Consider the following 24,464-nt stretch of genomic DNA (forward strand, 5'->3'; position numbering starts at 1 on the left):
GACGACATGGCGAAGGATGCCTCGGGGGGCGCCCCCACGCTCGAGATGGTCGCACGCGTCGCGGGAGTGTCGCGGGCGACGGTGAGCCGCGTCGTCAACGGTTCGCCCAAGGTGAGCCCCGAGGTGGCCGCAGCGGTCAACGACGCGGTCAAACGCCTGCGCTACGTGCCGAACCGAGCCGCGCGCTCGCTCGCGAGCCGCTCGTCCAACGCGATCGCGCTCGTCGTGCCCGAGGACGTCACGACGTTCTTCGGCGACCCGTACTTCGCCGAGATCGTCAAGGGCATCATGAGCCGCATCGACGACAGCGACTACGTGCTCAACCTGCTCGTGGCGTCGAGCGACCCGCGGCACAAGACCCGCACGTACCTCGAGTCGGGCGTCGTCGACGGCGCGCTCGTGATCTCGCACCACACGGGCGACGAGATCCTGCTCGCCGACTCGTCGGTGCCGCTCGTGTTCGGCGGTCGGCCCGTCGACGGGCTCGTCGCCGGAGCGACCTACGTCGACGTCGACAACGAGGCGGCCGCGGCGGTCGGCACGCAGCACCTCATCGACCTCGGTCGCCGGCGCATCGGCACGATCACGGGCCCCCTCGACATGCGCGCGGGCGTCGACCGCCGCGACGGCTACCGCTCCGCGGTGACCGCCGCCGGGCTGCCCGACGACCTCGTCGAGTCGGGCGACTTCACGGCCGAGGGAGCGGCCGCGGCGACGCGGCGGCTGCTCGACCGGGTCGGCGACGACGGCGTCGACGCGTTGTTCGTCGCGAGCGACCTCATGGCGAGCGGTGCGCTCGCGGTGCTCGCCGAGCGCGGCCTGCACGTGCCCGACGACGTCGCCGTGGTCGGCTTCGACGACAGCCCGGTCGCGACCCGCCTGCCGGTCGCGCTCACGACCGTGGCCCAGCCGTCGGAGGAGCAGGGCCGCACGATGGCCGAGCTGCTCATCCGCCTCATCTCGGGCGACGACGACGTGCCGAAGCAGACCATCCTGCCGACGCGGCTCGTGGTGCGCGAGTCGGCGTAGGGCGAGCGGCCGCGCCCGTCGTTCACCACGCCGCGGCTGCACGCCCAGTCGGGGACGCCGAGTCGCCAGAAAGTGTCGTTCGTCGAGCGATGAATGACATCTTCCGGCGACTCACCGGGGCGGTGCGACGGAGCGGGGTCGGCGCACCCGCCAGGTCGTGACCCGACGGACGCTGCCGCCCGTCACCCCACGGCGAACAGGCGTTCAAAGAACCAGAAGAGCCCGACCGCCGCGACCGCCAGCTCGATCCACAGCGGCACGCCGGGCACGCGGCGCCGCACGAGCACGATGAGCGGGAACGCGATCGCGATGAGCACGAGCTGGGTGAGCTCGATGCCCACGTTGAAGACGAGCAGCGCGCCGAGCAGGCCCCACGAGAACGGCTCCTCGATGCCGAGCGCGCCCGCGAAGCCGACGCCGTGCACGAGCCCGAAGACGAACACGACGGCGACGCGCACCCAGTCCTCGCGCGAGAACCCGCGGGGCGGCGCGAGCACCGCCGGCAACGGGGTGACGACCGTGCGCTCGCGGAGCGCGAGCCCGCCGCCTTGGCTCGCGGCCGAGGCGCCGCCCGAGCCCTGTCGCGTTCCCGCGCCCGAGCCGGAACCGGCGCCCGAGGCCAAGCCGCTGCGGCCGCCCGAGCCCAGGAGGTCGACGTCGAGGGGCGTGGCCCGATTCCAGGGCAGCATCCCGCCGAGCCCGCCGCGCCCGCGCCGTGACACCCACACGCTCCAGAGCGCGACCGCCGCGATCGAGAACGCGATGATCGGCTCGACGATCGCCGGCGGCACGCTCACGAACCCGAGCGCCGCGGCGATGAACGTCATCGAGTGCGCGACCGTGAACGCCGTCGCGACCACGACGATGTCGCGCAGGCGCCGCGCGCCGACGATGAGCGCGAGCAGGAACAGCAGGTGGTCGGGCCCGAAGAGCAGGTGCTCGCTGCCGAGCACGAGGAACTCCCCCATGCGCGAGCCCCAGTCCTGCGTCGTCGTCACAGTCGGGCTCGTGTCGGTGTCGAGGTTCGCGACGCCCGACCCCGAACGGAGGTCGTAGCTCACGATCGTCGTCGTCTTGCCGCCGGGCGCCGTGCCCGGGAACAGCTCGGTGCCGATGCGATAGACGGGCGCGGCCGCGCCGACCTCCGACCGGCAGTCACTGTCGATCACGAGCTTCGCGTGCGGCACGCCGTCGCGGATCGTGATCGCGAACGGCTCGGCGAGCGTGTTCGGGCAGGCGTCGACCGGCGCGGATGTCCCGGCCGGGGCATCCCCCTCGACGGAAATCGAGTACCGGGGCAGGACGTAGCCGAGCACGGAGTCCGAGTGCCGCTCGAGCACCTCGGTCGTGAGCTTCTCGGGATCGCGCCCCGACGCCTGCACGTCGGCGTAGGCGTCGGCCTCGAAGTCGGCGTCCTCCATGGCGCGTGCGCCGTCGGTCGCAAGCAGCACGTACTCGACCTCGAGCACCGTGCGCACGAGTCCCGGCTCGGGCTCGGTGACGTCGGCGAAGACGGTCGCCGCGTAGCTGTGGGCGGCGGCTGGGGCGGCCGGCACGAGCAGGGCGAGGCCGGCCGCCACGATCGCTGCGGACGCGAGCAGGAGCGCGCGCACGAGGCGCGCGCTCCGCTCGCGGGGTTGCTCAGAGCGCACCGAGGTCCGCCCAGGCCGGGTGCTTCGCGGTACCGGGCTCCTCGCCGCGGGTCCACCACGAGGCACGGTAGAGCCGGCCCTCATGGGCGACGGTCTCACCGCCGGTGTAGACCCACGAGGGGGTCCACGCCCGCACGACGCCCTTCGCGGTGCCGACCTCGACGCCCTGCTCGGCCCAGGCGCTCGTCACCTTGCCGTTCTTCGCGGTCGCACCGGGGGTCGCACCCTTCGTCCACCACTGGGCGACGAACACGCGGCCGTCGTGCAGCACCCGGTCGCCCGTGTTGTAGACCCGGTCGGCGCGCCAGGCCGGCAGGGCCGAGATCGCGACGGCGTTCGAGGTCGCCGAGCCGTCGGCGCTGTTCGGCCGGCTCGCGGTGACGGTCACCGCGATCTCCGCGCCGTTCAGCGACCCGCCGACCTGCAGCTGCGCACCGGTCGCGCCCTCGATCTCCTCGCCGTCCGCCGTCCAGCGGTACGAGAAGGTCAGGCCCGAGGCATCCCACTCACCGGGCTTCGCCGAGAGCAGGCCGCCCACCTCGGTGGTGCCCGAGATGCTCGGAAGGACGGTCGCGACGGGCGCCGGGTCCTCGACGGTCACGTCGAACTCGGCCACGGTGTCGTTGCCGGCCGCATCGACCGCACGGTACCGGAGCGTGTACTCCCCCGCGGCCGGCGGCACGATCGTGCCCGGCTCGATCGCCACGTCGTCGCCGATCGGCCCCGACGCGGTGATCGCGAGCTCGACCTGACCCGAGTCGTCGCCTGCGATGCCCGACGGCACCGTGTAGTCGGCGCCGACCGTCGCGGTCGCGGCGGGCTCGGGGTCGACCTCGACGAGCGACGGGGTCGTGTCGTTGCTCTGCAGGGCACGGGCGGCGAGGCGCTTCACCTGCGCTGCCGCGATCGGCTCGCTGAAGATCTTCGCCGACTGGATGACGCCCTCGAAGGGGTACTCGACCGTACCGGCGGTCGAGATGTCGCCGCCGACGACGAACGAGCGCGCAGCTCCCGTCGGGTTCTGCACCTTGCCGCCGCCGGCTGCGACGGCCGACCCGGCCTCGCGACCGTCGACGAAGACCCGCAGCGCACCCGACGTCGCGTCGTAGGTCGCGAGGACGTGCGACCACCGGTTCGCGGTCACCGCGTTCTCGGCCCGGGCGACGACGTACGTGCCGCCGACCCGCACCCACAGTTCGGGCGAGACCTTACCGGGCTGCGTGCCCGGCAGCATCTCGAGGCCCTGGCCCGAGCTCTGCGTGTTCGAGATCATGTCGCGCTCGGTCGTGATCTGCGGCACCATGACGACCGACTCGATGGCGAAGCCGTCCTCGGTCTTCGCGTAGTCGGCATCGGACCACGGGATGCGCGACCCCTGCGCCGAGTTCGCGGTGAACGTGGCGACCTCGGTGCCGAGCGCGGCGTCGACCGCGATCGGTGCGTTGCCCGCCGTGATCGCGTGCGCCCGCGGCGACCGGTCGACCGGCTTGCCGGCGACGTAGTCGAGGTCGAGCAGGTCGGCGGCGGGCAGCGGCTCGAGGAGCCCGGCCATCGCCGCTGAGCCCTTCGCCGCGGTCACGGTGAAGGTGGCCTGCGACTGCCGGGCGGCCGCGTCGGTGACGACGTAGGCGAGCGTGTGCGCACCCGTCATCGTCGGCGTGAACGTGTACCGGCCGTCGTCGGTGCGGGTGACCTCGACGACGCCGCCTGCGGGGTCGGTGACCTCGACGGCGACCTTGACCCGGCCCGAGTTGTCGACCGCCTGCGCGGCGGGGGCGATGTACGGCTGGTCGACGACCGCAGACGCGCCGGGCACTGGCCGATCGGCCCTCACCTGCGGCGGCGTGGCGTCGATGAGCTTCAGCTCGCGGTTCGCGACGCGGTAGACGTTCTTGTCGCTCAGCGCCGTGCTGTAGATCTCGACCCCCGCGATGCGCCCGTCGAACGTCGAGTCGTCGAGCGTGCCGTTCGGGTTCGCGTCGCCGCCGATCGCCATGTACTTCGCCGCGGCGTTGGTCGGCTTCACCGGGAACGACACGTCCTCGGTGGTCACCGCCTTCGCGCCGTTGACGTAGAGGCGGGCGTCGGTGCCGTCGTACCAGCCGGTCACGTGGTACCAGGTGCCGTACTTCAGTGCGACTGACGGGCGCGGGCTCGCGTACCAGAAGCCGAGCTCGTAGGTCTCGGCCGAGGCCGTGCGCACCGCCTCGAGGCCGATGCCGCCGCCCTGCATGCCGCCGAACACGTCGACGTAGCCGCCGACGGGCTTGTCGATCGCGTCGAGCTTGAAGGTCGCGTCGATCGTGAAGCCGTCCTGCAGCTTCGCGTAGTCGGCGTCGCTCCACAGCGACGTCCTGATCGCGGACGCCGCGCCCTGCTCGCCGATCGCGACCTGCGCGCCGAGGTCGGCGTCGTCGGCCACTCGGGCCGCGGAACCCGCGGTGAGGGCCCACGCCTTCGGCGAGGCATCCACCGCCTTGCCCTCGGCGAAGCCGACGTCGAGCAGGTCGGCGGTCGGCACCTGCTCGCGCAGGTCGTCGAACGTCAGCGTCTCGGGGTCGAACGGCGGCTCGGCGGGGCCCGTCGAACCGGTCGTCGTGAAGCGCGCGGTGAGCGCCGTCCCCTCCTTGCCCCACGCGTTGATCGGGGTGACCCGCACCTCGTACTCGCGCGACGGGCGCAGGTTCCACACCTCGTGGTTGCGGCTCGTCGGCATCGGCAGGTTGTAGAAGCCCGACCACTGCAGGAACGTGTTCACCGTCTGCCCCGTCGCGACGTCGACCGTCGTGTAGCGGTACTTGTGCACGATGTCCTGCACGGTGTTCGGGGCGGGCACCGCCTGCGGGAACGCGACCATGGCCTTGTCCTCGCCGACGCCGTTCACCGTCAGCGCCGAGCCGGCGTTCCACACGGGTGCCTTCGTGAGGCTCGCGCGGTGCGTGTTGTTGAGCGGGAACCGCTCGTCGTAGCTCTTCGTCGTGTCGACCGAGTCGGCGACGTCCCACGACCAGGTCTGGTCGATCCACTGGTCGGCGAGCAGGTCGTAGTTCTTGATCGTGACCTTCGAGCCGGTGATCTCGACGACGGCCGTCTGGCGGTTGTTGCCCGCATCGTCGGGCGTCGTGTCGTTCGCGCGGCTGGTCGGGCTCGTGTTGACCACGCCCGACTCGAACTCGTAGTACGCGAGCGGCGGCGCGTTCACGGTCGTGAAGCCCTTGCCCGACTTGTCGCCGGCCCGGTTCTCCTGACCCTGCCAGACCGACGTCGGGATGTTCTGCGGAGTGTGGATGTGCCCGCCCCAGACGACCGCCTGCGGGAAGTCGTCGAACACCGACTGCAGCGTGTTGCCGCAGCCGCTCGACAGGCCCGTGCCGTACCACTCGTTCGAGACGTAGTGGGTGCACTGCAGCGGGTGGTGCACGAGCACCATGACGGGCTTGGTCGGGTCCTCGGCCGTTGCGGCCGCGAGCCGCTGCTGCAGCCACGAGGCGGCGTAGGCGTAGTTGCCCGAGCTCGCCGATGACGGCTTGCCCGTCACGGGGTCGAGCGTGCCGGCGCCCGGCGAGACGGTGATGAAGTGGTAGCCGTTGATCGTGTAGTCGGCGTTCGGCTTCTGTCCGCCGGTCGCCTGCGTGAACAGGTCGTACGACGAGATCGCGTTGACGTCGTGGTTGCCGAGCGAGGCGACGAGGTCGATGCCGAGGTCGGCCTTGGAGTCGATCGTCGACTTGAGCCCGGCGTATTCGCTCGCCGTCGCGGAGTTCGTGAGGTCGCCCACGAAGAGGGCGGTGCCGACGTTCTCGGCCGCCCAGAAGTCGTAGGCCTCGGCGAGCTCGCTCCAGTTGTCGTGGATGTCGCCGATCGCGGCGAACCGGATGTCGGGCTCGCCCGCGGCGGTCGCGGTGGCCGCGCCGGTCGTGCCGGTTGCCGTCGCCGCCGGGTCCGTCGGTGCGGTGGCGGATGCCTCGGCGTCGGGTCGGCCGGCGGCCGAAGCGTCCGTGGCCGACGGCGCAGCGGCATCCTCGGCGGCCGCTCCCCCGGTGACGACGACGGTGCGCGTCTCCTCGGTGATGCCGCCGTCGGCGTCGGTGACGGTGAAGGCGACCGTGTACTCGCCGGCGATGGCGGGCACGAAGCGGTAGGCGCCGTCGTCACCGGGGGTGACCGCGGCGACGACGCCGTCGGGGCTCTCGACCGTGACGACGAGGTCGCCGACCGAGCCGGTGCCACCCGTGAAGGCGACGGTGTCACCGACGTTCGCGGTGGCCGGGCCGGTGATGGCGGCGGTCGTCGACGTACCCACCGACGGGGTGCTCGACGACGAGGTGTCGCCGGCCGGTGCGGTGGCGGCCCGCGCGGTGGCGGCCGGCGCGGTGGCGGGCCGCGCGGTGAACGCCTGGGCCGGCACCGCGGCGAGGCCGGTGAGCAGGAGCGTCGCCGCGGCGACGGAGGTGACCATGAGGGCCGGGCGATGCCGGGATCGGCGAGGCACGGCGGATTCGGACGGGGGAACGACAGGGTGCGACACGGTACGTCCTTCGGATGACAGGAGCCGGAACGCTGCCACGAAATCGAGCGAAGGTGGCCACCGGGTGAACGCGACGGGACGACACGGCGGCGGAATCGCGAGTCGGCGCGGATTCGTCGGCCCGCTGCGCACAGTGGGTGCGGGAGCGGTTTCGGCGCGGGAGGGTTCGGCGCGGGTCGCGTCAGCCCGCGTCGGGCAGTTCCGCGGTGCCCGCGGCCTGGGCCTCGAACGAGATGGTGTGCGGCAGGTAGCGGTCTTCGCCGCACTCGACCGGGCGGCCGTTCGCGGCATAGGTCTCCCGCCGCACCTGCAGCATCGGGCTCGAACGGCGGACGCCGAGCAGCCGCGCGTCCTCGCTCGACGCGGCGACCGCCTCGATGCGGTGGTTTCCGTGGGTGATCACGATGCCCGCGTCGGCGAGCAACCGGGTGGTCGAGTGCGCGTCGTCGGGCATGCGCTCGACGTGCGGCAGCACCCACGGTGCCCAGGTCGACCGCTCGACCATGACGTCGCGACCCTCGAGCGTGCGCACGCGCACCATGGCCAGCACCTGGTCGCCGGTGCCGATGCCGAGCAGGCGCGCCTCGCGTGGCGTCGCCCGGCGCACCTCACGGCGGACGACGCGGCCACCCGACTCGCGACCGCGGGCCTCGGCCCACTGCGTGAACGAGCGCATCCGGTCGAACCCCTGCGTCGTCGCCGCCTGCACGAACCAGCCGGCTCCCCGTCGAGATTCGACGAGCCCCTGCCGGGCGAGCGCGGCGAGCGCGCTGCGCACGACGCTGCGCGAGACCGCGTGCGATGCGGCGAGGTCGAGCTCGCTCGGCAGCCGGGACCCGGCGGGCAGTTCACCCGAGGTGATCTGCCGCCGCAGTTCGCGGGCCAGATCGCGCTCGTGGGCGGCGGTCATTCGAACTCGACGCCCGCGACCTCGGCGAAGCGGCCGCGCATGACGGCGATCGCGTCGGGATGCTCGTCGACGAGCACGAACCGGCGGCCGAGCGTCGCGGCGACCGCGCCCGTCGTGCCCGAGCCGGCGAAGAAGTCGAGCACCCAGTCGCCCTCGCGGGTCGACGCCTGCACGATACGGCGCAGGATCCCTTCGGGCTTCTGCGTCGGATAACCCGTCTTCTCGCGCCCGGTCGGCGAGACGATCGTGTGCCACCAGACGTCGGTGGGCAGCTTGCCGAGCTCGGCCTTCTCGGGGGTGACGAGCCCCGGCGCCATGTACGGCTCGCGGTCGACCGCGGTCGAGTCGAACCAGTACGTCTCGGGGTTCTTGACGTAGACGAGGATCGTGTCGTGCTTCGTCGGCCAGCGCCGCTTCGACTTGGCGCCGTAGTCGTACGCCCAGATCAGTTCGTTGAGGAAGCACTCGCGCCCGAACAGCGCGTCGAGCAGCACCTTCGCGTAGTGCGCCTCGCGGTAGTCGAGGTGCAGGTACAGGGTGCCGTCGTCGGCGAGCAGCCGCCACGCCTCGACGAGCCTCGGCTCGAGGAACGCCCAGTAGTCGTCGAAGCGGTCGTCGTAGCGCAGCAGGTCACCGCGGATGCGCTCGTACCGCTTGCCCGCGAAGCCGGTGATCGTACCGATTCCGGTTTCCGTGGCGGATGCCTCGCGGTCGGCGTCATCCGTCTCGACCTGCCGCACGTGGCGGAGCGCCTGCCGCGCCTGCACGCGCCCGGTGTTGAAGGGCGGGTCGAGGTAGATGAGCGTGAACCGGCCGTCGGGCAGGGTGGGCAGCACGGCGAGGTTGTCCGCATGGATGATGCGGTCTGGTTCGTCGGGGGCCACGCGCTCCAGTCTGCCGCAGGAGGCGGGTTGAGGAGCGACGCAGGAGCGTCTCGAAACCCGAAGTCGTGTGCTCACGGGTTTCGAGACGGCGCTGGCGCGCCTCCTCAACCCACTTCGTGCGCGTGCGCGTCGCCGACCTCGCGGCCCGTTGCCGGGTCGGATGCCGCAGCCGAACCGACGACATCGGCGACCGCGCCCCGCGAGTGCACCACGCGCCCGCCGACCATCGTGATTTCGGCGTGCTCGCCCAGCAGGCCCATCGGGTCGTGCTCGTGCGCGTACAGGTCGCCCGACCAGACGACGAGGTCGGCATCCATGCCCGGCGCGAGCCGGCCGCGTCGGTCGTCGAGGTGCCAAGCCTTCGCCCCGTGCACGGTGTAGGCCTCGAGCGAACGGTCGAGACCGACGCGTTCGGCCGCGGTCCAGGCATCCGTGCCGTCGATCGCGGCGCGCGTCGCGGCCGAGAACAGCCCGACCAACGGGTCCATCTCGCCGACCTGCCAGTCGCTTGAGAACGCGACGGTCGCGCCCGAGTCGAGGAGGCTCCTGAACCGCCACGCGCGGCTCCAGCGCTCCTCGCCGACGTTCTCCATCCAGGTGCCGGCGACGAGGTCGGGCGAGCAGTGGCGCGGCTGCATCGCCGCGGTGACGCCGAGCTCGGCGAACCGCGGCAGGTCGTCGGGATGCAGGCACTCGACGTGCACGACCCCGTGGCGCCGGTCGACCGTGCCGTTCACCCGCTGCGCGTGCTCGATCGCGTCGAGCGCGAGCCGGATGCCGCCGTCGCCCGTCGCGTGCGTGTGGGTCTGCAGGCCGAGCCGATCGAGTTCGGTGACGACGTCGACGAGCTCGCGTCCGCCGTTGCCCGCGTAGCTCGGGCGCCCGCGCCGGCCGGGACGGTTCGCGTAGTCGTCGAGCATGAGTGCGGTGTGCGGCTCGATGACGTCGTCGGAGTAGAGCTTGATCGGTCCGAGCCTGAGCAGCCCCGCGGCATCCGCGTGCGCCGCCGCATCGTCGATCGTGTCGCGCAGCGCCCGCCGGAACTCGCCGTCGGCGCCCACCGGGTGGAAGAGCGCCGCGATCACCCGCGAGCTCAGCACGCCCTCGGCGAGCGCCCGCTCGAAGAGCGGCAGCTCGGCGAGCGGCACCTGCGGCTCGACGACGGTCGTGATGCCGAGCGCCGTCGCCATGCGCATGCTCGACTGGAGCTTGCGGTACCGGCGTTCGGGTGAGTACATCGGGATGTCGCGCTGCAGTGCCGCGAGCCCCGCGACGGTCATCGCGCTCGTGTAGAAGTCGGTCACCCAGCCGGTCGCCGTACCGTCGGCGTCGCGCTCGGCGCTGCCCCACGCGATCTCGCCGCCGCCCGAGACGCCGAGCACGTCGAGCGCACGGGCGTCGAGCCAGACCGAGTGCTGGTCGTAGGTCGTCACGAATATCGGCCGTCCGTGCGGGTCGAGCCCGGCGAGGTCGCGCGCGTTCGGCCGGCGGTTCTCGACGATCGCGTAGACGGCGTTCTCGGCGCAGATCCACGGCAGGTCGGGGCGGGCCGTGGCGAACGCGGCGATGCGCCGCCGCACTTCGGCGAGGGTGTGCGCGCCCTCGAGCGAGACCGCGTCCTCGTCGAAGCCGAGCAGCAGGTGGTTGTGGCTGTCGATCACCCCGGGCGTCACGAGCCGCCCGTCGGCCTCGACCGTGCGGCGCGCAGCCGGGGCCCCGGCCGCCGGGCCGACGTACGCGATGCGATCGCCCGAGACGCCGATCGCCTCGGCCCACGGCTGCGCGGGGTCGAAGGTGCGCACGCGGGCGCCGGTGATGAGGAGGTCGAGGGTCATGGTGCTGGCTTTCTGCGGTTCGTGCGCTTCGGGGTGATCCGGGGAGCGCTGTGGTGCTGAGGAGATCTTGCCTGGCGAATCCGGCGGGAGGTTCACTCGGCGGACGGTGTGGTCATGTGGTCATGTGGTCGACCCGGGTGTGGTCATGTGGTCATGTGGTCGACCGCTGCGGGGTGCTGCTCCCCTGGTGGGCCACCGGTCCGGGGATGGAGGGCGTCCACCTCGCGGCGACAGGCCGCGGCGCCTGCCGTGCACCGCCGGTGCCGGCGCCCGGCCGGATCACGAGCATGCCGCGGTCCGGCCGGGGATTCGGCAGAGCCGGCCCGGGCAGCCCGGGCGGTCCGGCCGCTGCCGATCAGGCGAGGTCGTCGTCCTCGTCGGCGTCGAGCAGGTGCGCGGCGCCGGGGTGCGTGCGCAGGTAGAGGGCGTAGTACAGGAACCCGGCGACGATGATGCCCGCGGCGATGCCGAGGCTCAACCACTGCGCGGGGTCGAGGATGCCGATGACGAAGATCGTCGCGATCGCGACGAGGGCGACGACGGGGGCGAGTGGCCACAGCGGCATGCGGAAGTACGCCGACATGGATGCACCGGCCGCGGCCTCGCGGTTCGTCTGACGCCGCACGACCAGGGCGGCGAGCGCGATGAACCCGTAGCTGAACGCGAGCGTCGAGCCCGTCGCGTTGAGCAGCACGTCGAACGGCACGAAGCACGCGGCGAGGGCGAGCAGGCCCATGACGATCGTCGCGACGACCGGCATCTTCGTCGAGGGCGAGACCTTCGCGAGCGGGCGGGCGAGCCCGGCCGGCATCGCCTGGTCGCGGGCTGCGGCGAAGAGCAGGCGGCCCGACTGCAGGGCGATCGCGATGATCGCGTTGACGATCGCGAGCGCGATCGCGACGAGCACGACGATCGTCACCGCGTCGCCGGCACTCTCGGCGAGGAAGGTCTCGACCGGCAGGGCAGCACCGAAGAGGCCCTCGAGCGAGTCGGCGCCGAGCAGGATCGCGGTCAGCGGGATGAGTTCGGCGAGCACGGTGATGAGCGCGCTCCAGAGCACGGCGCGGGCGATCGTGCGGCGGGCGTTGCGGGTCTCCTCGGCGAAGTAGATCGCACCGCCGTAGCCGTTGTACGAGAAGATGCCCTGCGTGATCGCGAGCACGAGGCCCGCGATGCCGAGCGGCGCGAGTCCACCCGTCGCGGGGTCGAGCACCTGCGGGTCGAAGAGCGCCGTGATCGGACGCTCGACGTGGATGAGCCCGAGCACGGCGAGCAGCACGAGCGCCGCCATCTCGACGAACAGGAACGCGCCGGTCACCCACGCGTTCGTGCGGATGTTGAAGCACGCCGTCACGGTCGCGAGCACGATCACGATGAGCGCCGTCCACAGCGGGTCGAGCCCCGCGATCGCGACGCCGAGGTAGTCGGCGACGCCCAGCGCGAAGATCGCGACGATGAGCGGCAGCGTCACGAGGTTGATGAAGAACACCGCCGCACCCGAGGCCGGCCCGAGCACTCGGTTCACGAGCGAGTAGTCACCGCCGGCGATGGGATGCCGCGACCCGAGCTCCGCGTAGCAGAGGGCAACGAGCAGGCTGATGACGCCGGCCAGGGCGAAGCCCCAGAAGACACCGGTGCCGTAGGTCGCGAGGGCGGCGCCGCCCAGGATGAACACGCTCGAGGCGGGCGAGATGCCCGAAAGGGTGATGAGCACGTTGCCGCCGACGCCGAGCGAGCGCGACAGCTGCGCGCCGTGCGTCGTCGTCGCGGCCGTGTCGAGGGCGGGCGCCGGCGAGGGCGCTGGAGCGGGTGAGGACATGGGTGGTCTCGCTTCGTCGGGGGAACCAAGGGACATTATTTGACTCAAGTGTCAAAGAATGCACCGAGCATGGCAGGCCGATCGGTTAGTGTCAAGAACATGGCCCGACCCCGCAACCAGGAAGCCCGGCGCGCGGAGCTCATCGAGGCGACGTATGCCGCAGGGCGCATGCACGGGTTGCGATCACTGTCGCTCACCGACGTCGCCGCCCAGGCGGGCCTCACGCGGGGCGCGATCCTCTATTACTTCGAAGACCTCGACGCCCTGCTCGTCGAGGCCCACTCGGCCGGTGTCGAGCGGTTCTGCGACGAGCGCGATGCGCTCGTCGCAGGTCTCGACGATCCCCGTGAACAGCTGGCGGCCGCGATCGACGGCGGCCTGCCGAGCGGCCCCGACGACGCGCTCATGAGCCTGCTCTACGAGTTCGACGTGCTCGCCGGCAACTCGGAGCTGCACGACGAGCTCGTGCAGAAGCTCTACCTGCGCCAGCTCGAGACGTACCGTCGCATCTTCGCGGCCGGCCGCGCGGCCGGGGTGTTCTCCCCGAACCTCGGCGACGACGAGCTCGCGATGACGTTCGTCGCCCTCGAAGACGCCTACGGCCTGCACATCGTCGCCGGCAACGCCCTCATGACGGTCGAGACCGCCGCGGGCGCGATGCGTTCAGTGGCCCGCGAGCTGGGCTGCCCGCCGTCCGCGGCGGGTTGAGGAGCGACGAAGGAGCGTCTCGAAACCCGTTCTCATCACCAGCGGGCTTCGAGACGGCGCTGGCGCGCCTCCTCAACCCGCGAAGGCGTCAGACGTCGAGCCGGATCGACCCCTTGAACCGGTCGGACCGCGCCGGAGGCGCCGCCGCGGCATCCGCCTCGTCATCGGCGAAGGCGATGCCCTTGTCGCCGTCGGGCGTGGGCGCCGGGGTGGGCAGGCGGTTCTCCCGGTCCATCTCGACCTGGGCCTCGTACTTGCGCGGCGCGAAGACCTCGTCGCCGATCATCATGACGGCGCTGCCCGAGGGCTTGCCCTTCTTGGTCTTATCGGAGAGGTCGATCCAGCCGAGCCGCACGGCCACGGCGATGACGGCGAGCGCGCCGAGCGCGATCGCGAGCCAGATCCACCAATCCACCCGGCGATTCTAGCGGGACGACCCTGAGCCTTCCTCGCGAGCGGTCAGGGCACCCGGTAGAGCCACTCGCGCGTGGCGAACTTCGTCTCGACGAGCTCCTCCGCCTCGGCGAGCTCGTCGGCCGTGACCGACCCGGGCGTCGCCCCGTTGAGCGCGACGAAGGTCTGCTTGAGACTCTCGATGATCGCGCCCCGACTCAGCCCGGTCTGCGAGCGCAGCGGGTCGACGCGCTTCGCCGCCGACGCGATGCCCTTGTCGCTGATCTTCTCGCGGCCGATGCGCAGCACCTCGAGCATCTTCTCGTTGTCGAGGTCGTACGCCATCGTGACGTGGTGCAGCACTCCCCCGTTGCCGAGGCGCTTCTGCGCGGCACCGCCGATCTTGCCGAGCGGGCTCGTGATGTCGTTGAGCGGCTGGTACGTCGCCTCGATGCCGAGCCCGCGCAGGCCCTGCAGCACCCAGTCGTCGAGGAACGCGTACGAGTCGGCGAAGCTCATGCCCTGCACGAGCTCGGCGGGCACGTAGAGCGAGTAGGTGACGACATTGCCCTGCTCCATCATCATCGCGCCACCGCCCGAGATACGGCGCACGACGTCGAAGCCGTAACGCTCGGCGCCGTCGGGGTCGACCTCGTTCTTCACCGACTGGAAGGAGCCGATGACGACGGCCGACTCGTCCCACTCCCAGATGCGCAGCGTCGGCTTGCGGCGACCGTCGCCGACGCGGGTGGCGAGCACCTCGTCGAGCGCGAGGTGCACGCGCGGCGGCACCGCCGGATCGTGCACGACCTCCCAGTCATAGTCGGCCCAGCTCGTCGCCTCGGTGAGCGCACGGCGCACGGCGACGGCCACGGCATCGGCTGAGAAGCCGAGCATCACCGCGTCGCCGCGCAGCCCGGCGTTGATCGCCGCCGAGATCTGTTTCGAGTCGGATGCCGCGGGCAGGCCGTCGAGCGCGGCGTTGATGTCGTCGAGCGCCTCGTCGGGCTCGAGGAAGAAGTCGCCCGCGACCCGCGGGTTGCGGATCGCGCCGCCCACCACGTCGAAGTCGACGATCACGAGCTTGCCGCCGGGCACCTTGTATTCACCGTGCATGGGGTCAAGCCTACGGTTCGGCCCCTCGCCCTCGGGCGGCCGAATCGAATGGGCAGAGATCGTCCAGGTTCAACGAATTCTGGACGATCTCTGCCCACTCGATCACGGGGCGGGCGGCGGCGAACGTTCAGTCAAGCGACTCCGCGTCCGTCGAGGTCTGGTCGCTGTCGGCTGACGCCCGGAGCCGCGCATCACCGGCGAGCGCACGCTTCGCGGTGCGGCGCCAGCCAAACGCGACGGCGATCGCGGTCGACACGGCGGCGATCGCCGTCGACATGGCGCTGAGCGACGACCATACCGGCCAGAATCCGAACCATTGGGTCGCCACGAGCGTCGTCACTGCGCCGACGACGAGGCCCAGCGCGCCGAATGCGATGAGATGCCAGAACGATCTCGGCACCCTCCGCAAAGACCGGCCGAGCAACCAGGCCAACGGCCCGCCGAGCAACAGGAGCGCACCGACCGACCAAAGGAAAGCGAACACGGACCAGAACAGTCCCAGCGACATGCTCGATCCGTGCGCGAAAAACGCGACGACGACATCGACCGCCAGATTGGCGAGCAGGTACACCCACTGAAACGTCCACCACGCCCACATTGCCCCGCGAGCGAACTCGCCGAAGGTGAACGCCATCGGCAGTTCACGCGGGCGCACCGGCCTCCCGTCCGGGCGGAGTACGCCGGACGCCGTCATGCGCGCCACTCCCCGTCAGGTGCGTGGCCGATCAAGCGGGCGTCGTCGGCGAGCGCACGCCGGGCGGTGCGGCGCCAGCCGTAGGCGACGCTCGCGCCGGTGACGACCGCGGCGTCGATGGCGAATACCGTCGCCGACGCACCCATGCTCATGATCGTGCCGGCGATCCACGCGACGACCGCGCCCACCACCGCACCGAGCAGTGCGAACGCAACGAGGTGCACCCGAAGGGACGCCACGCGTCGAAGGCCCAGACCCAGTCCCCATGCAGCGGGCCCGCCGATCAACAGAAGAGCCCCGATCGACCACGGCAGCGCGTAGAGGAAGCTCATCATCACCACGAGCAACGCCCAGCCGACCGCGCTCTTCACGGACTCGAACGGGTCGGGCGACGAAAGGGCGACGACGATGCTCATCACCGGGTAGCTCAGCGGAAACACGAGCTGGAACGCCAACCACGCGAACCCTGCCCCGCGCGCGAACTCACCCCAGGTGAACGCCATCGGCAACTCTGGTGTGCGTACCCGCATGCCATAGCGGCCGGCGACGCCCGGCGCCGGCACGGTCATGCCCGCACCTCGGCGATGAGCTCGACGAGCTCGCGCAGCGGCTTGCGCAGCAGCGGCACCTTCGCGAGCGGGAGGGCGAGCGCCAGCAGCTTCAGCCCGCGGTCGAGCAGGCGCAGCGTTCGCTCCTGCCCGGGCGACGAGTCATAGACCCAATACAGGGCGAGCAGCAGGTAGCCGAGCCAGAACACCTCGGGCAGCGAGCGGGCGAGGTCGTCGGGCAGCGAATGCTTCGCACCGGCGACCGCCTCCGTGAACAGCCCGACCGCGAGTTCGCGCGCCTCGGCCGAGTCCTCGCCGAGCGGGTTGATCGGCGACTTCGGCGAGATCGCCGCGCCCACGAACCCGGCTGCGAACGGATGGAACGGTTGGAGCGTCGCGAGACCGGTTCGGTAGACGACGCCGAGGCGCTCGACGAGGTCGGCGTGCCCCGCGAGCAGCGGTTCGGCGGCCACGCGATGCTCGCGCTGCACCTCGACGTAGAGCTCCTGCACGAGGTGGTTCTTCGTCGGGAAGTAGTAGTACGCGTTGCCGAGCGAGACCCCGGCCTCCTTCGCGATGAGTCGGAGTGTCGTGTCGTCGAAGCCGCGCCCGCGGAACGACGCCAGAGCGGTGTCGCGGATGAGCGCGCGCGTGCGCTCGGACTTCGTCTGCGGCATCCCGGTCTCATTTTCGAACATGTTCAAAAACTACCGCAATCGACGTCGTTCGTCACCTGCGGGTTTCGAGACGGTCGCCGCGCTCCCTCCTCGACCCACCGGGTCGCGCCGTACGCTGGCGACATGACGACGTTCTTCCTGGCGCGGCACGGCGAGACCGTCTGGCACGCCGACCACCGGTACGCGGGCAACTCCGATGTGCCGCTCACCCGCCACGGGCTCGGCCAGGCCGCGGCGCTCGGTGCCTGGGCGGTCGACGCGCGACTCGACGCGATCGTCGCCTCGCCGCTCAGCCGCGCGCAGCGCTCGGCCGCTCCTTCGTCCGAGACCACCGGCCTGACCGTGCGCAGCGAGCCCCGGCTCGTCGAGATCGACTTCGGCGCCGCCGAAGGCCTCACGCCCGACGAGCTCGTCGAGCGGTACCCCGCCGAGTGGGCGGCGTTCTGCGAGGCGCCGGCGTCGAACCCGTTCCCCGGTGGCGAGACGGGCCGCGCCGGCATCGCCCGCGCACTGCCCGTGTTCGACGAGCTCGTCGAGGAGTTCCCCGACGGCCGCGTGCTGGTCGTCGCGCACGCGACGCTCATCCGCCTGTTGTTCTGCGAGCTCGCCGGCATGGACCCCGACGGCTACCGCGACCTGCTGCCCGTGCTCGGCAACTGCAACGTCACGACGATCGTCTACCCGTGGGCGACCGAGTCGCGCGCAGCGCACCATCCGCGCATCCGGCTGCTCGGGTACGACGTGCCGCCCTGGCACGCGGGGCTGTAGGCGCCACCGGGTTTCGAGACGGCGCTGGCGCGCCTCCTCGACCCACGAACGCAACGGGGCGCCACCGGCGAACCGGTGACGCCCCGCGTCGTATGACGGGCGGATGCCGCAGCCCTACTCCTCCCAGGGCACGTCGGGCGCCTTGTAGTAGCCGATGCCCATCTCGTCCCAACGGTGGGCCTGCTCGACGATGCGGCGCTCGAAGTCGTCGAACGAACGCACCTCGGGCGCCGACCAGCCGACCTCCGCGATCGCGGGCATGCGCGGGAAGCTCGTGAAGTCGGCATACTGCGAGACCGGGATGAACTGGTCGAGCGAGGTCGGCAGCTTCGTCGAGCCGCGGTACGCCCGGTCGGCCCAGAGCGCCGCCTCGACGCCCTCGATCTGGTCCTCGGTCGCGAGCGAGACACTGCCGTCGGGGCTCGAGGTCACCGAGATCGGGTCCCAGTCGTAGGAGCGCTCGAGGTCGACGAGCCCGGCCCAGCTGAGCCCGTACGGCACCGTCGCGTCGTACTTCATGTCGAGGTACGAGCGGTCGGCGGGCGAGGCGACGACGGTCGCGCCCTGCGCGAGCGCGTTGCGGAGCTCGCGCACGTCGGGGCGTTCGTTCGGCGTGCCGATCGAGGCCTGGTCGCCGGCGTCGGCCCACCACTGCATGATCGCGCCCTCGGGCAGCGGCGAGGCGCCGATCTGGTGCCAGCCCATGACCCGCTTGCCCTGCTCGGCGAGGATCTCGGACGAGGCGCCCACGTACCAGTCCATCTGCTCCTGCGTGGTCGACGGCACCTCGTCGCCGCCGATGTGCACGATGTCGGACGAGCTCTGCTGCGCGGCCTCGGTGAAGACGTCCTGCAGGTAGGCGCGCACCTCGGCTCGCTTCTCGGGCGTGAGGCAGATCGTCGGCAGGCCGACGTCGAAGCCCGAGTACGGCGGCACGGCCTTGCCGTCGCAGTTGATCTCGGGGATCGACGCCTTCGCCGCCATCGCGTGGCTCGGTCCGTCGATCTCGGGCACGACCTCGATGAAGTGGTCGGCGGCGTACTCGACGATCTCCTGGTAGTCGGCCTTCGTGTAGAACCAGGGGCCGCCGGTACCGGGCTTCCATCCGCTCTGCGTCGAGGCACCGACCTGCGTGAGTTCGGGCCGCGCGTCGACCGTGAGCCGCCAGCCCTGGTCGTCGGTCAGGTGCATGTGCAGCGCGTTGTACTTGTAGAGCGCCATGTGGTCGATGAACCGCTTGACGTCGTCGACCGGGTAGAAGCGCCGGCCGACGTCGAGCATGGCGCCGCGGTAGTCGTACCGCGGCGCATCGCTGATGTCGACGGCGGGGATCGCCCAGGCGACGTCGGATGCCCCGGCCGATTCGATCTGCGGCGGCAGCAGCTGCCGCAGCGTCGTGACGCCGCGGAACAGCCCCTCGGCGGTGTGCGCCTCGAGCGAGACGTGCGTGCCCTCGGTCTCGAGCGTGTAGCCCTCGTCGCCGAGCGCGGCGTCGCCGTCGGTCGACAGTTCGATGGTGGCGCCCTGGGATGCCCCGGCAGCACGCTGCCCGACCGGGATCGTGTAGCCCGTGGCATCCCGCAGCAGTTCGGCGAAACCCTCGCCGACCGCGGCCGCACCGTCGTCTCGAGGGTGCACCTTGATGACGGTGCCGGCGCCGAGCTCGACCGGCGCGGCACCGGTCGCCGCGACATGCGACGGCTGCGGGATGAGGGCGAGGTCGGCGAGCGGGTCGCCGCCGCCGTCGTCGGCGGTCGCCGGCATCGGAGCGGCGACGAATGCGAGCGCTCCGGCCGCCACGGTGGCGACGAGTGCGGCGCGGGGGGATCTGGACATCGGTGTCCTCCTCGAGCATCGGTGGTAGGGCGGTCTCGGGTTCACTCCGAGAATTTGCCATCGATGATCGAGGCTGTCAATAGTCCGATGTTTCCGATCAGAAACGATCAGCAGCGTTGATCATTCGCTCACTTCTCGCGTCAGTCGACCGCGTACCGTTCGTCGAGCCATCGGATGAGGTCACCGAAGACCTCCTCGCGATTGGTCTCGTTGAAGGGCTCGTGACGGGCGCCCTCGTAGACGATGAGCTCGACGTCGCGCAGGCCCGACCGCTGCACGTAGGCCTCGGCGAGGCGCCGCACGCTGCGCTCGCCGCCGACCGCGCACTCGGTGCCGCTCATGATGAGCAGGGGCAGCTCGGACGGGAGGTCGCGCGCCGGTCGGCCGATCAGCCGGAGGGTGTCGGGCAGCCCGAACAGCTTCGGCAGCGGTACCTCGGTCGCGTACGGGTCGTCGACGAACGCCTGCGCGACGGCGGGGTCGCGGCTCAGCCACTCCATCGTCGTGGGGCCGGTGTGCCCGAACCGCTTGTTGCTCGGCGAGTGCAGGTCGAACAGCGTGCGATACGCGGTGCCCGTGAAGACGAAGCCGTCATAGCGCTCGGGGTGCCGGTTCATGATGATCTGCCCGAGGAACGACCCCCACGACTGGCCGAGGTAGACGAGCGGCAGGTCGGATGTCTCGGCGTCGCGGACCACGCCGGTGAACTGCTCCACCGCATCGACGGCTGCGCGCAGGCCGCCCGGTCCGAGCCGGCCCATGCGGGTGAGGTCGCCGCCGTGCTGCTCGAAGCCCGTCTGCCCGTGACCACGGTGGTCGTCGGCCCACACCGAGTAGCCGGCCTCGTTCAGCACGGCGATCAGTTCGCGATAACGGCCGATGTGCTCGCCGACGCCGTGGGCGAGCTGCACGACGGCGGTCGGCTCGGCGACGCGCCAGGACTCGTAGTGGATGCGCACGCCGTGCCCGTCGGTGAAGGTCGCCATGCCGACATCTTCGCAGGCGCTCGCTCGAGCCGATCGTCCCGATCCCGGACGCCCCCTTGACGGCGGTGGTGCCGCAGTGCTCGAATGTGAACGTTTGGTGGCCCTAAACGTCAGAAACCATCACTTTGAGATTGCGAGCAATGATGCAGCAACCGTGTACACGCCCCCTCGGGGCGCCACGCCGCTTCACCGCCCTCGGCCTCGCCGCCCTCGTCGCGATGACGGGCCTCGGCTCGTTCGTGCTCGCGGTCGGCGCGCCGCCGAGCACTGCCGAAGCCGCGTCGAGCGAACCGACGCCGATCACGCCGAAGAAGGTCAACCCCGAGGTTCCCGTCGACGAGACCGGCACGACGCTCGGCGCGATCACGGGCGTCGAGCAGGACGGCGCGACCGTCACGCTCGAGGCCGAGCACGGCGCGCTGCGCGCGACGTTCCTCGACGACCGCACCCTCCGCCTCGAGGCGACCCCGACCGGCGAGTTCACCGACCCGGCGAACACCCCGCAGGGCGACCCGACCCGCACCGCGAACATCGTCGTCGGCGAAGACGACTTCGACGGGGCATCCGTCTCGGTCACCGACGGCGACACGATCACCATCGCGACCGCGAAGACCACCCTCGAGATCGACCGCGCCACCGGGCGCACGTCGCTCGAGCGCGCCGACGGCTCGACCGTCTGGGCCGAGTCGGCGCCGCTCACGTTCGGCCGCAGCTCGACCACCCAGCACCTCGCCCCGATCGACGGCGAGCAGTTCCTCGGCGGCGGCATGCAGAACGGTCGCTCCATCCACACGGGCGCGACCATCAACGTCGCCAAGAACTTCGACTGGGACGACGAGGGCTACCCGAACGCGGTGCCCTACTACATGTCGTCGAACGGCTACGGCGTGCTGCGCGACACGTTCGCCGCGGGCAGCTACGACTTCGCCGCCGGCACGACGACCCACGCCGAGCAGCGCTTCGACGCGTTCTACTTCGTCGGCGACTACGAGTCGGCACTCGACGGCTACACGAAGCTCACCGGCCGGCCGATCATGCCGCCGGTCTACGCGCTCGAGTACGGCGACGCCGACTGCTACAACCGCTCGAGCCCGACCTACTCGGGCACGAGGGACCCCGCGAAGCTCAAGACGCCCCAGGCGCTCGAGATCGCGAAGGACTTCGTCGAGAACGACATGCCCGGCGGCTGGATGCTCGTCAACGACGGCTACGGCTGCGAGTACCAGCAACTGCCCGAGACGGTCGACGCGATCGAGCAGGAGACCGGCCTCAAGACCGGCCTGTGGACGCAGCGCTCGCTCACCCAGCAGGAGTACGAGGTCGGCGACGCCGGCATCCGCCTGCGCAAGCTCGACGTCGCCTGGGTCGGCTCGGGCTACCGCCTCGCGCTCACCGGTTGCGAGGCCGCCCACGACGGCATCGAGCAGTACTCCGACGCTCGCGGCACCTCGCTCATGGTCGAGGGCTGGGCGGGTGCGCAGCGCTGCGGCATGCAGTGGACGGGCGACCACTCGGGCAACCTCGACGCCGTGCGCTGGCAGGTCTCGGCGCTCACGGGCGCGGGCAACTCGGGCCTGCCCTTCACGACGGGCGACGTCGACGGCATCTTCGGCGGCAGCGCCGAGAGCTACGTGCGCGACCTGCAGTGGAAGGCGTTCGCGCCCGCGCTCTACTCGATGAGCGGCTGGGCCTCGGTCGACAAGCGGCCGTGGCTGTACGGCGAGCAGGCGACGGCGATCAACCGCTCGTACCTGCAGCTGCGCCAGCAGCTCATGCCGTACATCTACTCGCTCGCGGCCGAGTCGCACCGAAGCGGCCTGCCGATGATGCGCTCGCTCGCGCTCGAGTACCCGAAGGACCAGGGCGCCTACAGCGTCGAGGCGAACAACGAGTTCCTGCTCGGCAGCGACTACCTCGTGGCGCCCGTCTTCACGAAGACGACCGTGCGCAACGGCATCTACCTGCCGGCGGGCGAGCAGTGGGTCGACTACTGGACGGGCAAGCTCTACGAGGGCGGCCAGGTGATCAACGGCCACCCCGCACCGCTCGACAAGCTGCCGATCTTCGTGCGCGCCGGTGCCCTCGTGCCCCAGGGCATCGTGGCCCGCAACGCGTCGTTCGTGCCCGAGGACTCGCCCGTCACCCTGTCGGTCTACCCGCAGGACGAGAGCGAGTTCGCCCTCTACGAGGACGACAAGGTGACCCGCGGCTACGCCGACGGCGAGTCGAGCACGCAGCAGTTCACGGTCGACGCGCCGGCCCCCGGCAAGAAGGGCACCGTCACGATCGGCATCGGCGAACGCGAGGGCGACTACGCCGGCAAGGCCGACGCCCGCCCGTATGTGATCGAGGCGCACACCGGTTCGGCGCCGGCGAACGTGGCGGTCGACGGCAAGGGCCTGAAGCAGGCCTCGTCGCTCGAGGCACTCGAGTCCGCGGCATCCGGCTGGTTCTACGACGCGGATGACGCGGGCGGTGTGGTCACCGTGAAGCTCGCGCCGATCGCCTCGGGTGAGCGCGCCGAGGTCGTGCTCGCCGCGACGAGCTCGGTCGGCGGTCGTGACGCGGACGCGTCGGCGGCCTCGGTGTCGGTCGACCTCGTCGACCGCGTCTTCCAGGGTGAGCAGACGACGGTGACGGCGACCTTCCGCAACACCGGCACGAAGAAGAAGGACGGCGTCGTGCTGACGCCCGCCGCACCCGAGGGCTGGACCCTCGTCTCCGCGACGGGCGACCGGCCCGGCACGGTCGGCGCCGGCGCCTCGGCGACGGCGGAGTTCGTGTTCGAGGTCACGGATGCCGCGGCGGCAGACCGCCAGACGGTCGGCGTCGACGCGGCGTACACGTCGCAGGGCTCGCCGCAGACGGCGTCGGGCGCGAACCAGATCTACGTCGCGTACGGCTCGCTCGCGGGCGCCTACAACGCCGACTCGATCAGCGAGATCGCGACCGCGAAGGCCGCGAACTTCGACGGCGGCGGCGCGAGCTTCTCGGCCGAGGCGCTCGCCCGGGCGGGCGTCACGCCGGGCTCGACCGTCACGGTCGGCACGGGCGACGCGGCCATCGAGTACACCTGGCCCGCACCGAGCGGTGCGGCCGACTCGGTGTCGCCAGCCGGGCAGACGATCGCGCTCTCGGGCCAGGGCACGCACCTCGCGGTGCTCGCCTCGGCCGCGACCGGCGGCGGGGTCAACCCCGAGCTCGAGCTGCACTACACCGACGGCAGCGTGGCGAAGCAGAACGTGTACTTCCCGAACTGGCTGCTGCAGGCATCGGGCCTGCAGGGGTCGACCGTGGCGATCACGTCGCTCGGGCGCAACAGCGCGACGAACCCGAACGTGTACGAGTACCCGACGGGCAAGTACCAGGTGTACTCGAACGTGCTGCGCCTGAACCCGTCGAAGGAGCTCGCCTACGTCGTGCTGCCGACGGAGTCGCGGATGCGGATCTTCGACTGGAAGGTCGTCGACCAGCCGCTGCCGACGCCGCCGTCGGGCACGGTCTACGCCTCGGAGCTGCCGTGGCTGAGCGCGACCAACGGCTGGGGCGTGATCGGCAAGAACGTCGCGAACAAGGACGCGGCGAACTCGCCCGACGTGCCGCTCGCGATCAACTACACCGACCCGGCGACCGGCCAGCACCCGACGTACGCGAAGGGTCTGGGCGTGCACGCGCTCTCGAAGATCACGTACTACGTGGGCGGCGCATGCTCGGCGTTCACGGCCGACGTGGGCCTCGAGGCGAACTTCGCCGGCAACGTGATCTTCAAGGTCGACGCCGACGGCGAGAACCGCTACCAGTCGCGCACGTTCACGCCCGGGTTCGCGCCCGAGTCGGTCGACGTCGACCTCAGCGGCGTGCAGTATGTCGACCTGATCGTCGAGGCGCCGGGCAGCATCAACGGCGCCCACGGTGTGTGGGGCGACGCGAAGTTCACCTGCGAGTGACGACCGTGCGGGGCGGGCTCCCTACAGCCCGCCCCGCACCGACGGATGCCTCGGCGAGCGCCTGCTCGCCGAGGCATCCGTTCGTCGTCACCCAGGCGGTCTGCCTCTCCGGCGGTCGGGCGGCGCCGCTCCGC

At 71.3% G+C, this 24,464-nt stretch carries 17 protein-coding genes; 4 read left to right on the forward strand and 13 right to left on the reverse strand.

All coding sequences use genetic code 11. The features are described from left to right. Positions 1-6 precede the first annotated feature (6 nt). Positions 7-1,029 (forward strand): LacI family DNA-binding transcriptional regulator, encoded by a 1,023-nt coding sequence (locus MUN74_RS07460; protein WP_244855811.1) that lies wholly within the window; start codon positions 7-9, stop codon positions 1,027-1,029. Positions 1,030-1,211: 182 nt separating this feature from the next. Here MUN74_RS07460 and MUN74_RS07465 read toward each other — a convergent pair whose 3' ends face one another. From MUN74_RS07465 to MUN74_RS07490, 6 genes are all read right to left on the reverse strand, one after another. Then, positions 1,212-2,681 carry a HupE/UreJ family protein gene (locus MUN74_RS07465; protein ID WP_244855813.1) on the reverse strand — a complete coding sequence of 490 codons (1,470 nt, stop codon included), beginning with the start codon at positions 2,679-2,681 and terminating at the stop codon, positions 1,212-1,214. Continuing rightward, positions 2,671-7,140 carry a LamG-like jellyroll fold domain-containing protein gene (locus tag MUN74_RS07470; protein ID WP_244855820.1) on the reverse strand — a complete coding sequence of 1,490 codons (4,470 nt, stop codon included), beginning with the start codon at positions 7,138-7,140 and terminating at the stop codon, positions 2,671-2,673. The genes MUN74_RS07465 and MUN74_RS07470 overlap by 11 nt, the downstream gene beginning before the upstream one ends. A 250-nt stretch (positions 7,141-7,390) precedes the next feature. Continuing rightward, the gene (locus MUN74_RS07475; RefSeq protein ID WP_244855821.1) at positions 7,391-8,119 is read right to left on the reverse strand and encodes a GntR family transcriptional regulator; all 729 of its coding nucleotides are present in this window, start codon (positions 8,117-8,119) and stop codon (positions 7,391-7,393) included. Continuing rightward, positions 8,116-9,012 carry a DNA-methyltransferase gene (locus MUN74_RS07480; protein WP_244856385.1) on the reverse strand — a complete coding sequence of 299 codons (897 nt, stop codon included), beginning with the start codon at positions 9,010-9,012 and terminating at the stop codon, positions 8,116-8,118. Before MUN74_RS07480 ends, MUN74_RS07475 begins: the two co-directional genes overlap by 4 nt. A gap of 95 nt (positions 9,013-9,107) precedes the next feature. Then, positions 9,108-10,838 carry an amidohydrolase gene (locus MUN74_RS07485; protein ID WP_244855823.1) on the reverse strand — a complete coding sequence of 577 codons (1,731 nt, stop codon included), beginning with the start codon at positions 10,836-10,838 and terminating at the stop codon, positions 9,108-9,110. Between the two features lie 355 nt (positions 10,839-11,193). Continuing rightward, positions 11,194-12,657 carry an APC family permease gene (locus MUN74_RS07490; protein ID WP_244855824.1) on the reverse strand — a complete coding sequence of 488 codons (1,464 nt, stop codon included), beginning with the start codon at positions 12,655-12,657 and terminating at the stop codon, positions 11,194-11,196. Positions 12,658-12,756: 99 nt separating this feature from the next. Between MUN74_RS07490 and MUN74_RS07495 the strand changes: the two genes are divergently transcribed. After that, a complete protein-coding gene (locus tag MUN74_RS07495) occupies positions 12,757-13,365 on the forward strand; it encodes a TetR/AcrR family transcriptional regulator (protein WP_244855826.1) in 609 nt (202 codons plus the stop codon). Between the two features lie 88 nt (positions 13,366-13,453). On the opposite strand, the gene MUN74_RS07500 is transcribed toward MUN74_RS07495, so the two are convergent. From MUN74_RS07500 to MUN74_RS07520, 5 genes are all read right to left on the reverse strand, one after another. Then, complete coding sequence (locus MUN74_RS07500) at positions 13,454-13,780, reverse strand: hypothetical protein (RefSeq protein WP_244855827.1); 327 nt, start codon at positions 13,778-13,780, stop codon at positions 13,454-13,456. Positions 13,781-13,824: 44 nt separating this feature from the next. Continuing rightward, on the reverse strand, positions 13,825-14,874 hold the full coding sequence (locus MUN74_RS07505; protein WP_244855829.1) for a lipoate-protein ligase LplAB: 1,050 nt from the start codon (positions 14,872-14,874) through the stop codon (positions 13,825-13,827). A gap of 127 nt (positions 14,875-15,001) precedes the next feature. Further along, the gene (locus MUN74_RS07510) at positions 15,002-15,508 is read right to left on the reverse strand and encodes a hypothetical protein (protein WP_244855830.1); all 507 of its coding nucleotides are present in this window, start codon (positions 15,506-15,508) and stop codon (positions 15,002-15,004) included. 56 nt (positions 15,509-15,564) lie between these two features. Beyond that, positions 15,565-16,137 (reverse strand): hypothetical protein, encoded by a 573-nt coding sequence (locus MUN74_RS07515; RefSeq protein WP_244855832.1) that lies wholly within the window; start codon positions 16,135-16,137, stop codon positions 15,565-15,567. Beyond that, positions 16,134-16,793 (reverse strand): TetR/AcrR family transcriptional regulator, encoded by a 660-nt coding sequence (locus tag MUN74_RS07520; RefSeq protein WP_244855833.1) that lies wholly within the window; start codon positions 16,791-16,793, stop codon positions 16,134-16,136. Before MUN74_RS07520 ends, MUN74_RS07515 begins: the two co-directional genes overlap by 4 nt. Positions 16,794-16,916: 123 nt before the next feature. Between MUN74_RS07520 and MUN74_RS07525 the strand changes: the two genes are divergently transcribed. Next, a complete protein-coding gene (locus MUN74_RS07525; RefSeq protein WP_244855834.1) occupies positions 16,917-17,561 on the forward strand; it encodes a histidine phosphatase family protein in 645 nt (214 codons plus the stop codon). 114 nt (positions 17,562-17,675) lie between these two features. Here MUN74_RS07525 and MUN74_RS07530 read toward each other — a convergent pair whose 3' ends face one another. Then, the gene (locus tag MUN74_RS07530; RefSeq protein WP_244855836.1) at positions 17,676-19,397 is read right to left on the reverse strand and encodes a beta-N-acetylhexosaminidase; all 1,722 of its coding nucleotides are present in this window, start codon (positions 19,395-19,397) and stop codon (positions 17,676-17,678) included. 140 nt (positions 19,398-19,537) lie between these two features. Then, on the reverse strand, positions 19,538-20,383 hold the full coding sequence (locus tag MUN74_RS07535) for an alpha/beta hydrolase (RefSeq protein WP_244855840.1): 846 nt from the start codon (positions 20,381-20,383) through the stop codon (positions 19,538-19,540). A gap of 140 nt (positions 20,384-20,523) precedes the next feature. On the opposite strand from MUN74_RS07535, the gene MUN74_RS07540 reads away from it, so the two are divergent. Further along, positions 20,524-24,330: an NPCBM/NEW2 domain-containing protein gene (locus MUN74_RS07540; protein ID WP_244855841.1), complete on the forward strand. Its 3,807-nt coding sequence runs from the start codon at positions 20,524-20,526 to the stop codon at positions 24,328-24,330. The last annotated feature ends 134 nt before the right edge of the window (positions 24,331-24,464 follow it).

It is taken from the genome of Agromyces sp. H17E-10 (genome assembly GCF_022919715.1).
In the GTDB taxonomy this organism is placed as follows: Bacteria; Actinomycetota; Actinomycetes; order Actinomycetales; family Microbacteriaceae; genus Agromyces.

Excerpts from the sequence above, each read along its gene's own strand:
- MUN74_RS07530 (WP_244855836.1), bottom strand. The coding sequence starts at position 19,397 with ATGTCCAGATCCCCCCGCGCCGCACTCGTCGCCACCGTGGCGGCCGGA.
- MUN74_RS07490 (WP_244855824.1), bottom strand. The coding sequence starts at position 12,657 with ATGTCCTCACCCGCTCCAGCGCCCTCGCCGGCGCCCGCCCTCGACACG.
- MUN74_RS07510 (WP_244855830.1), bottom strand. The coding sequence starts at position 15,508 with ATGGCGTTCACCTTCGGCGAGTTCGCTCGCGGGGCAATGTGGGCGTGG.
- MUN74_RS07460 (WP_244855811.1), top strand. The coding sequence starts at position 7 with ATGGCGAAGGATGCCTCGGGGGGCGCCCCCACGCTCGAGATGGTCGCA.
- MUN74_RS07520 (WP_244855833.1), bottom strand. The coding sequence starts at position 16,793 with ATGCCGCAGACGAAGTCCGAGCGCACGCGCGCGCTCATCCGCGACACC.
- MUN74_RS07470 (WP_244855820.1), bottom strand. The coding sequence starts at position 7,140 with ATGGTCACCTCCGTCGCCGCGGCGACGCTCCTGCTCACCGGCCTCGCC.
- MUN74_RS07540 (WP_244855841.1), top strand. The coding sequence starts at position 20,524 with ATGATGCAGCAACCGTGTACACGCCCCCTCGGGGCGCCACGCCGCTTC.
- MUN74_RS07525 (WP_244855834.1), top strand. The coding sequence starts at position 16,917 with ATGACGACGTTCTTCCTGGCGCGGCACGGCGAGACCGTCTGGCACGCC.
- MUN74_RS07495 (WP_244855826.1), top strand. The coding sequence starts at position 12,757 with ATGGCCCGACCCCGCAACCAGGAAGCCCGGCGCGCGGAGCTCATCGAG.
- MUN74_RS07535 (WP_244855840.1), bottom strand. The coding sequence starts at position 20,383 with ATGGCGACCTTCACCGACGGGCACGGCGTGCGCATCCACTACGAGTCC.
- MUN74_RS07505 (WP_244855829.1), bottom strand. The coding sequence starts at position 14,874 with ATGCACGGTGAATACAAGGTGCCCGGCGGCAAGCTCGTGATCGTCGAC.
- MUN74_RS07515 (WP_244855832.1), bottom strand. The coding sequence starts at position 16,137 with ATGACCGTGCCGGCGCCGGGCGTCGCCGGCCGCTATGGCATGCGGGTA.
- MUN74_RS07475 (WP_244855821.1), bottom strand. The coding sequence starts at position 8,119 with ATGACCGCCGCCCACGAGCGCGATCTGGCCCGCGAACTGCGGCGGCAG.
- MUN74_RS07485 (WP_244855823.1), bottom strand. The coding sequence starts at position 10,838 with ATGACCCTCGACCTCCTCATCACCGGCGCCCGCGTGCGCACCTTCGAC.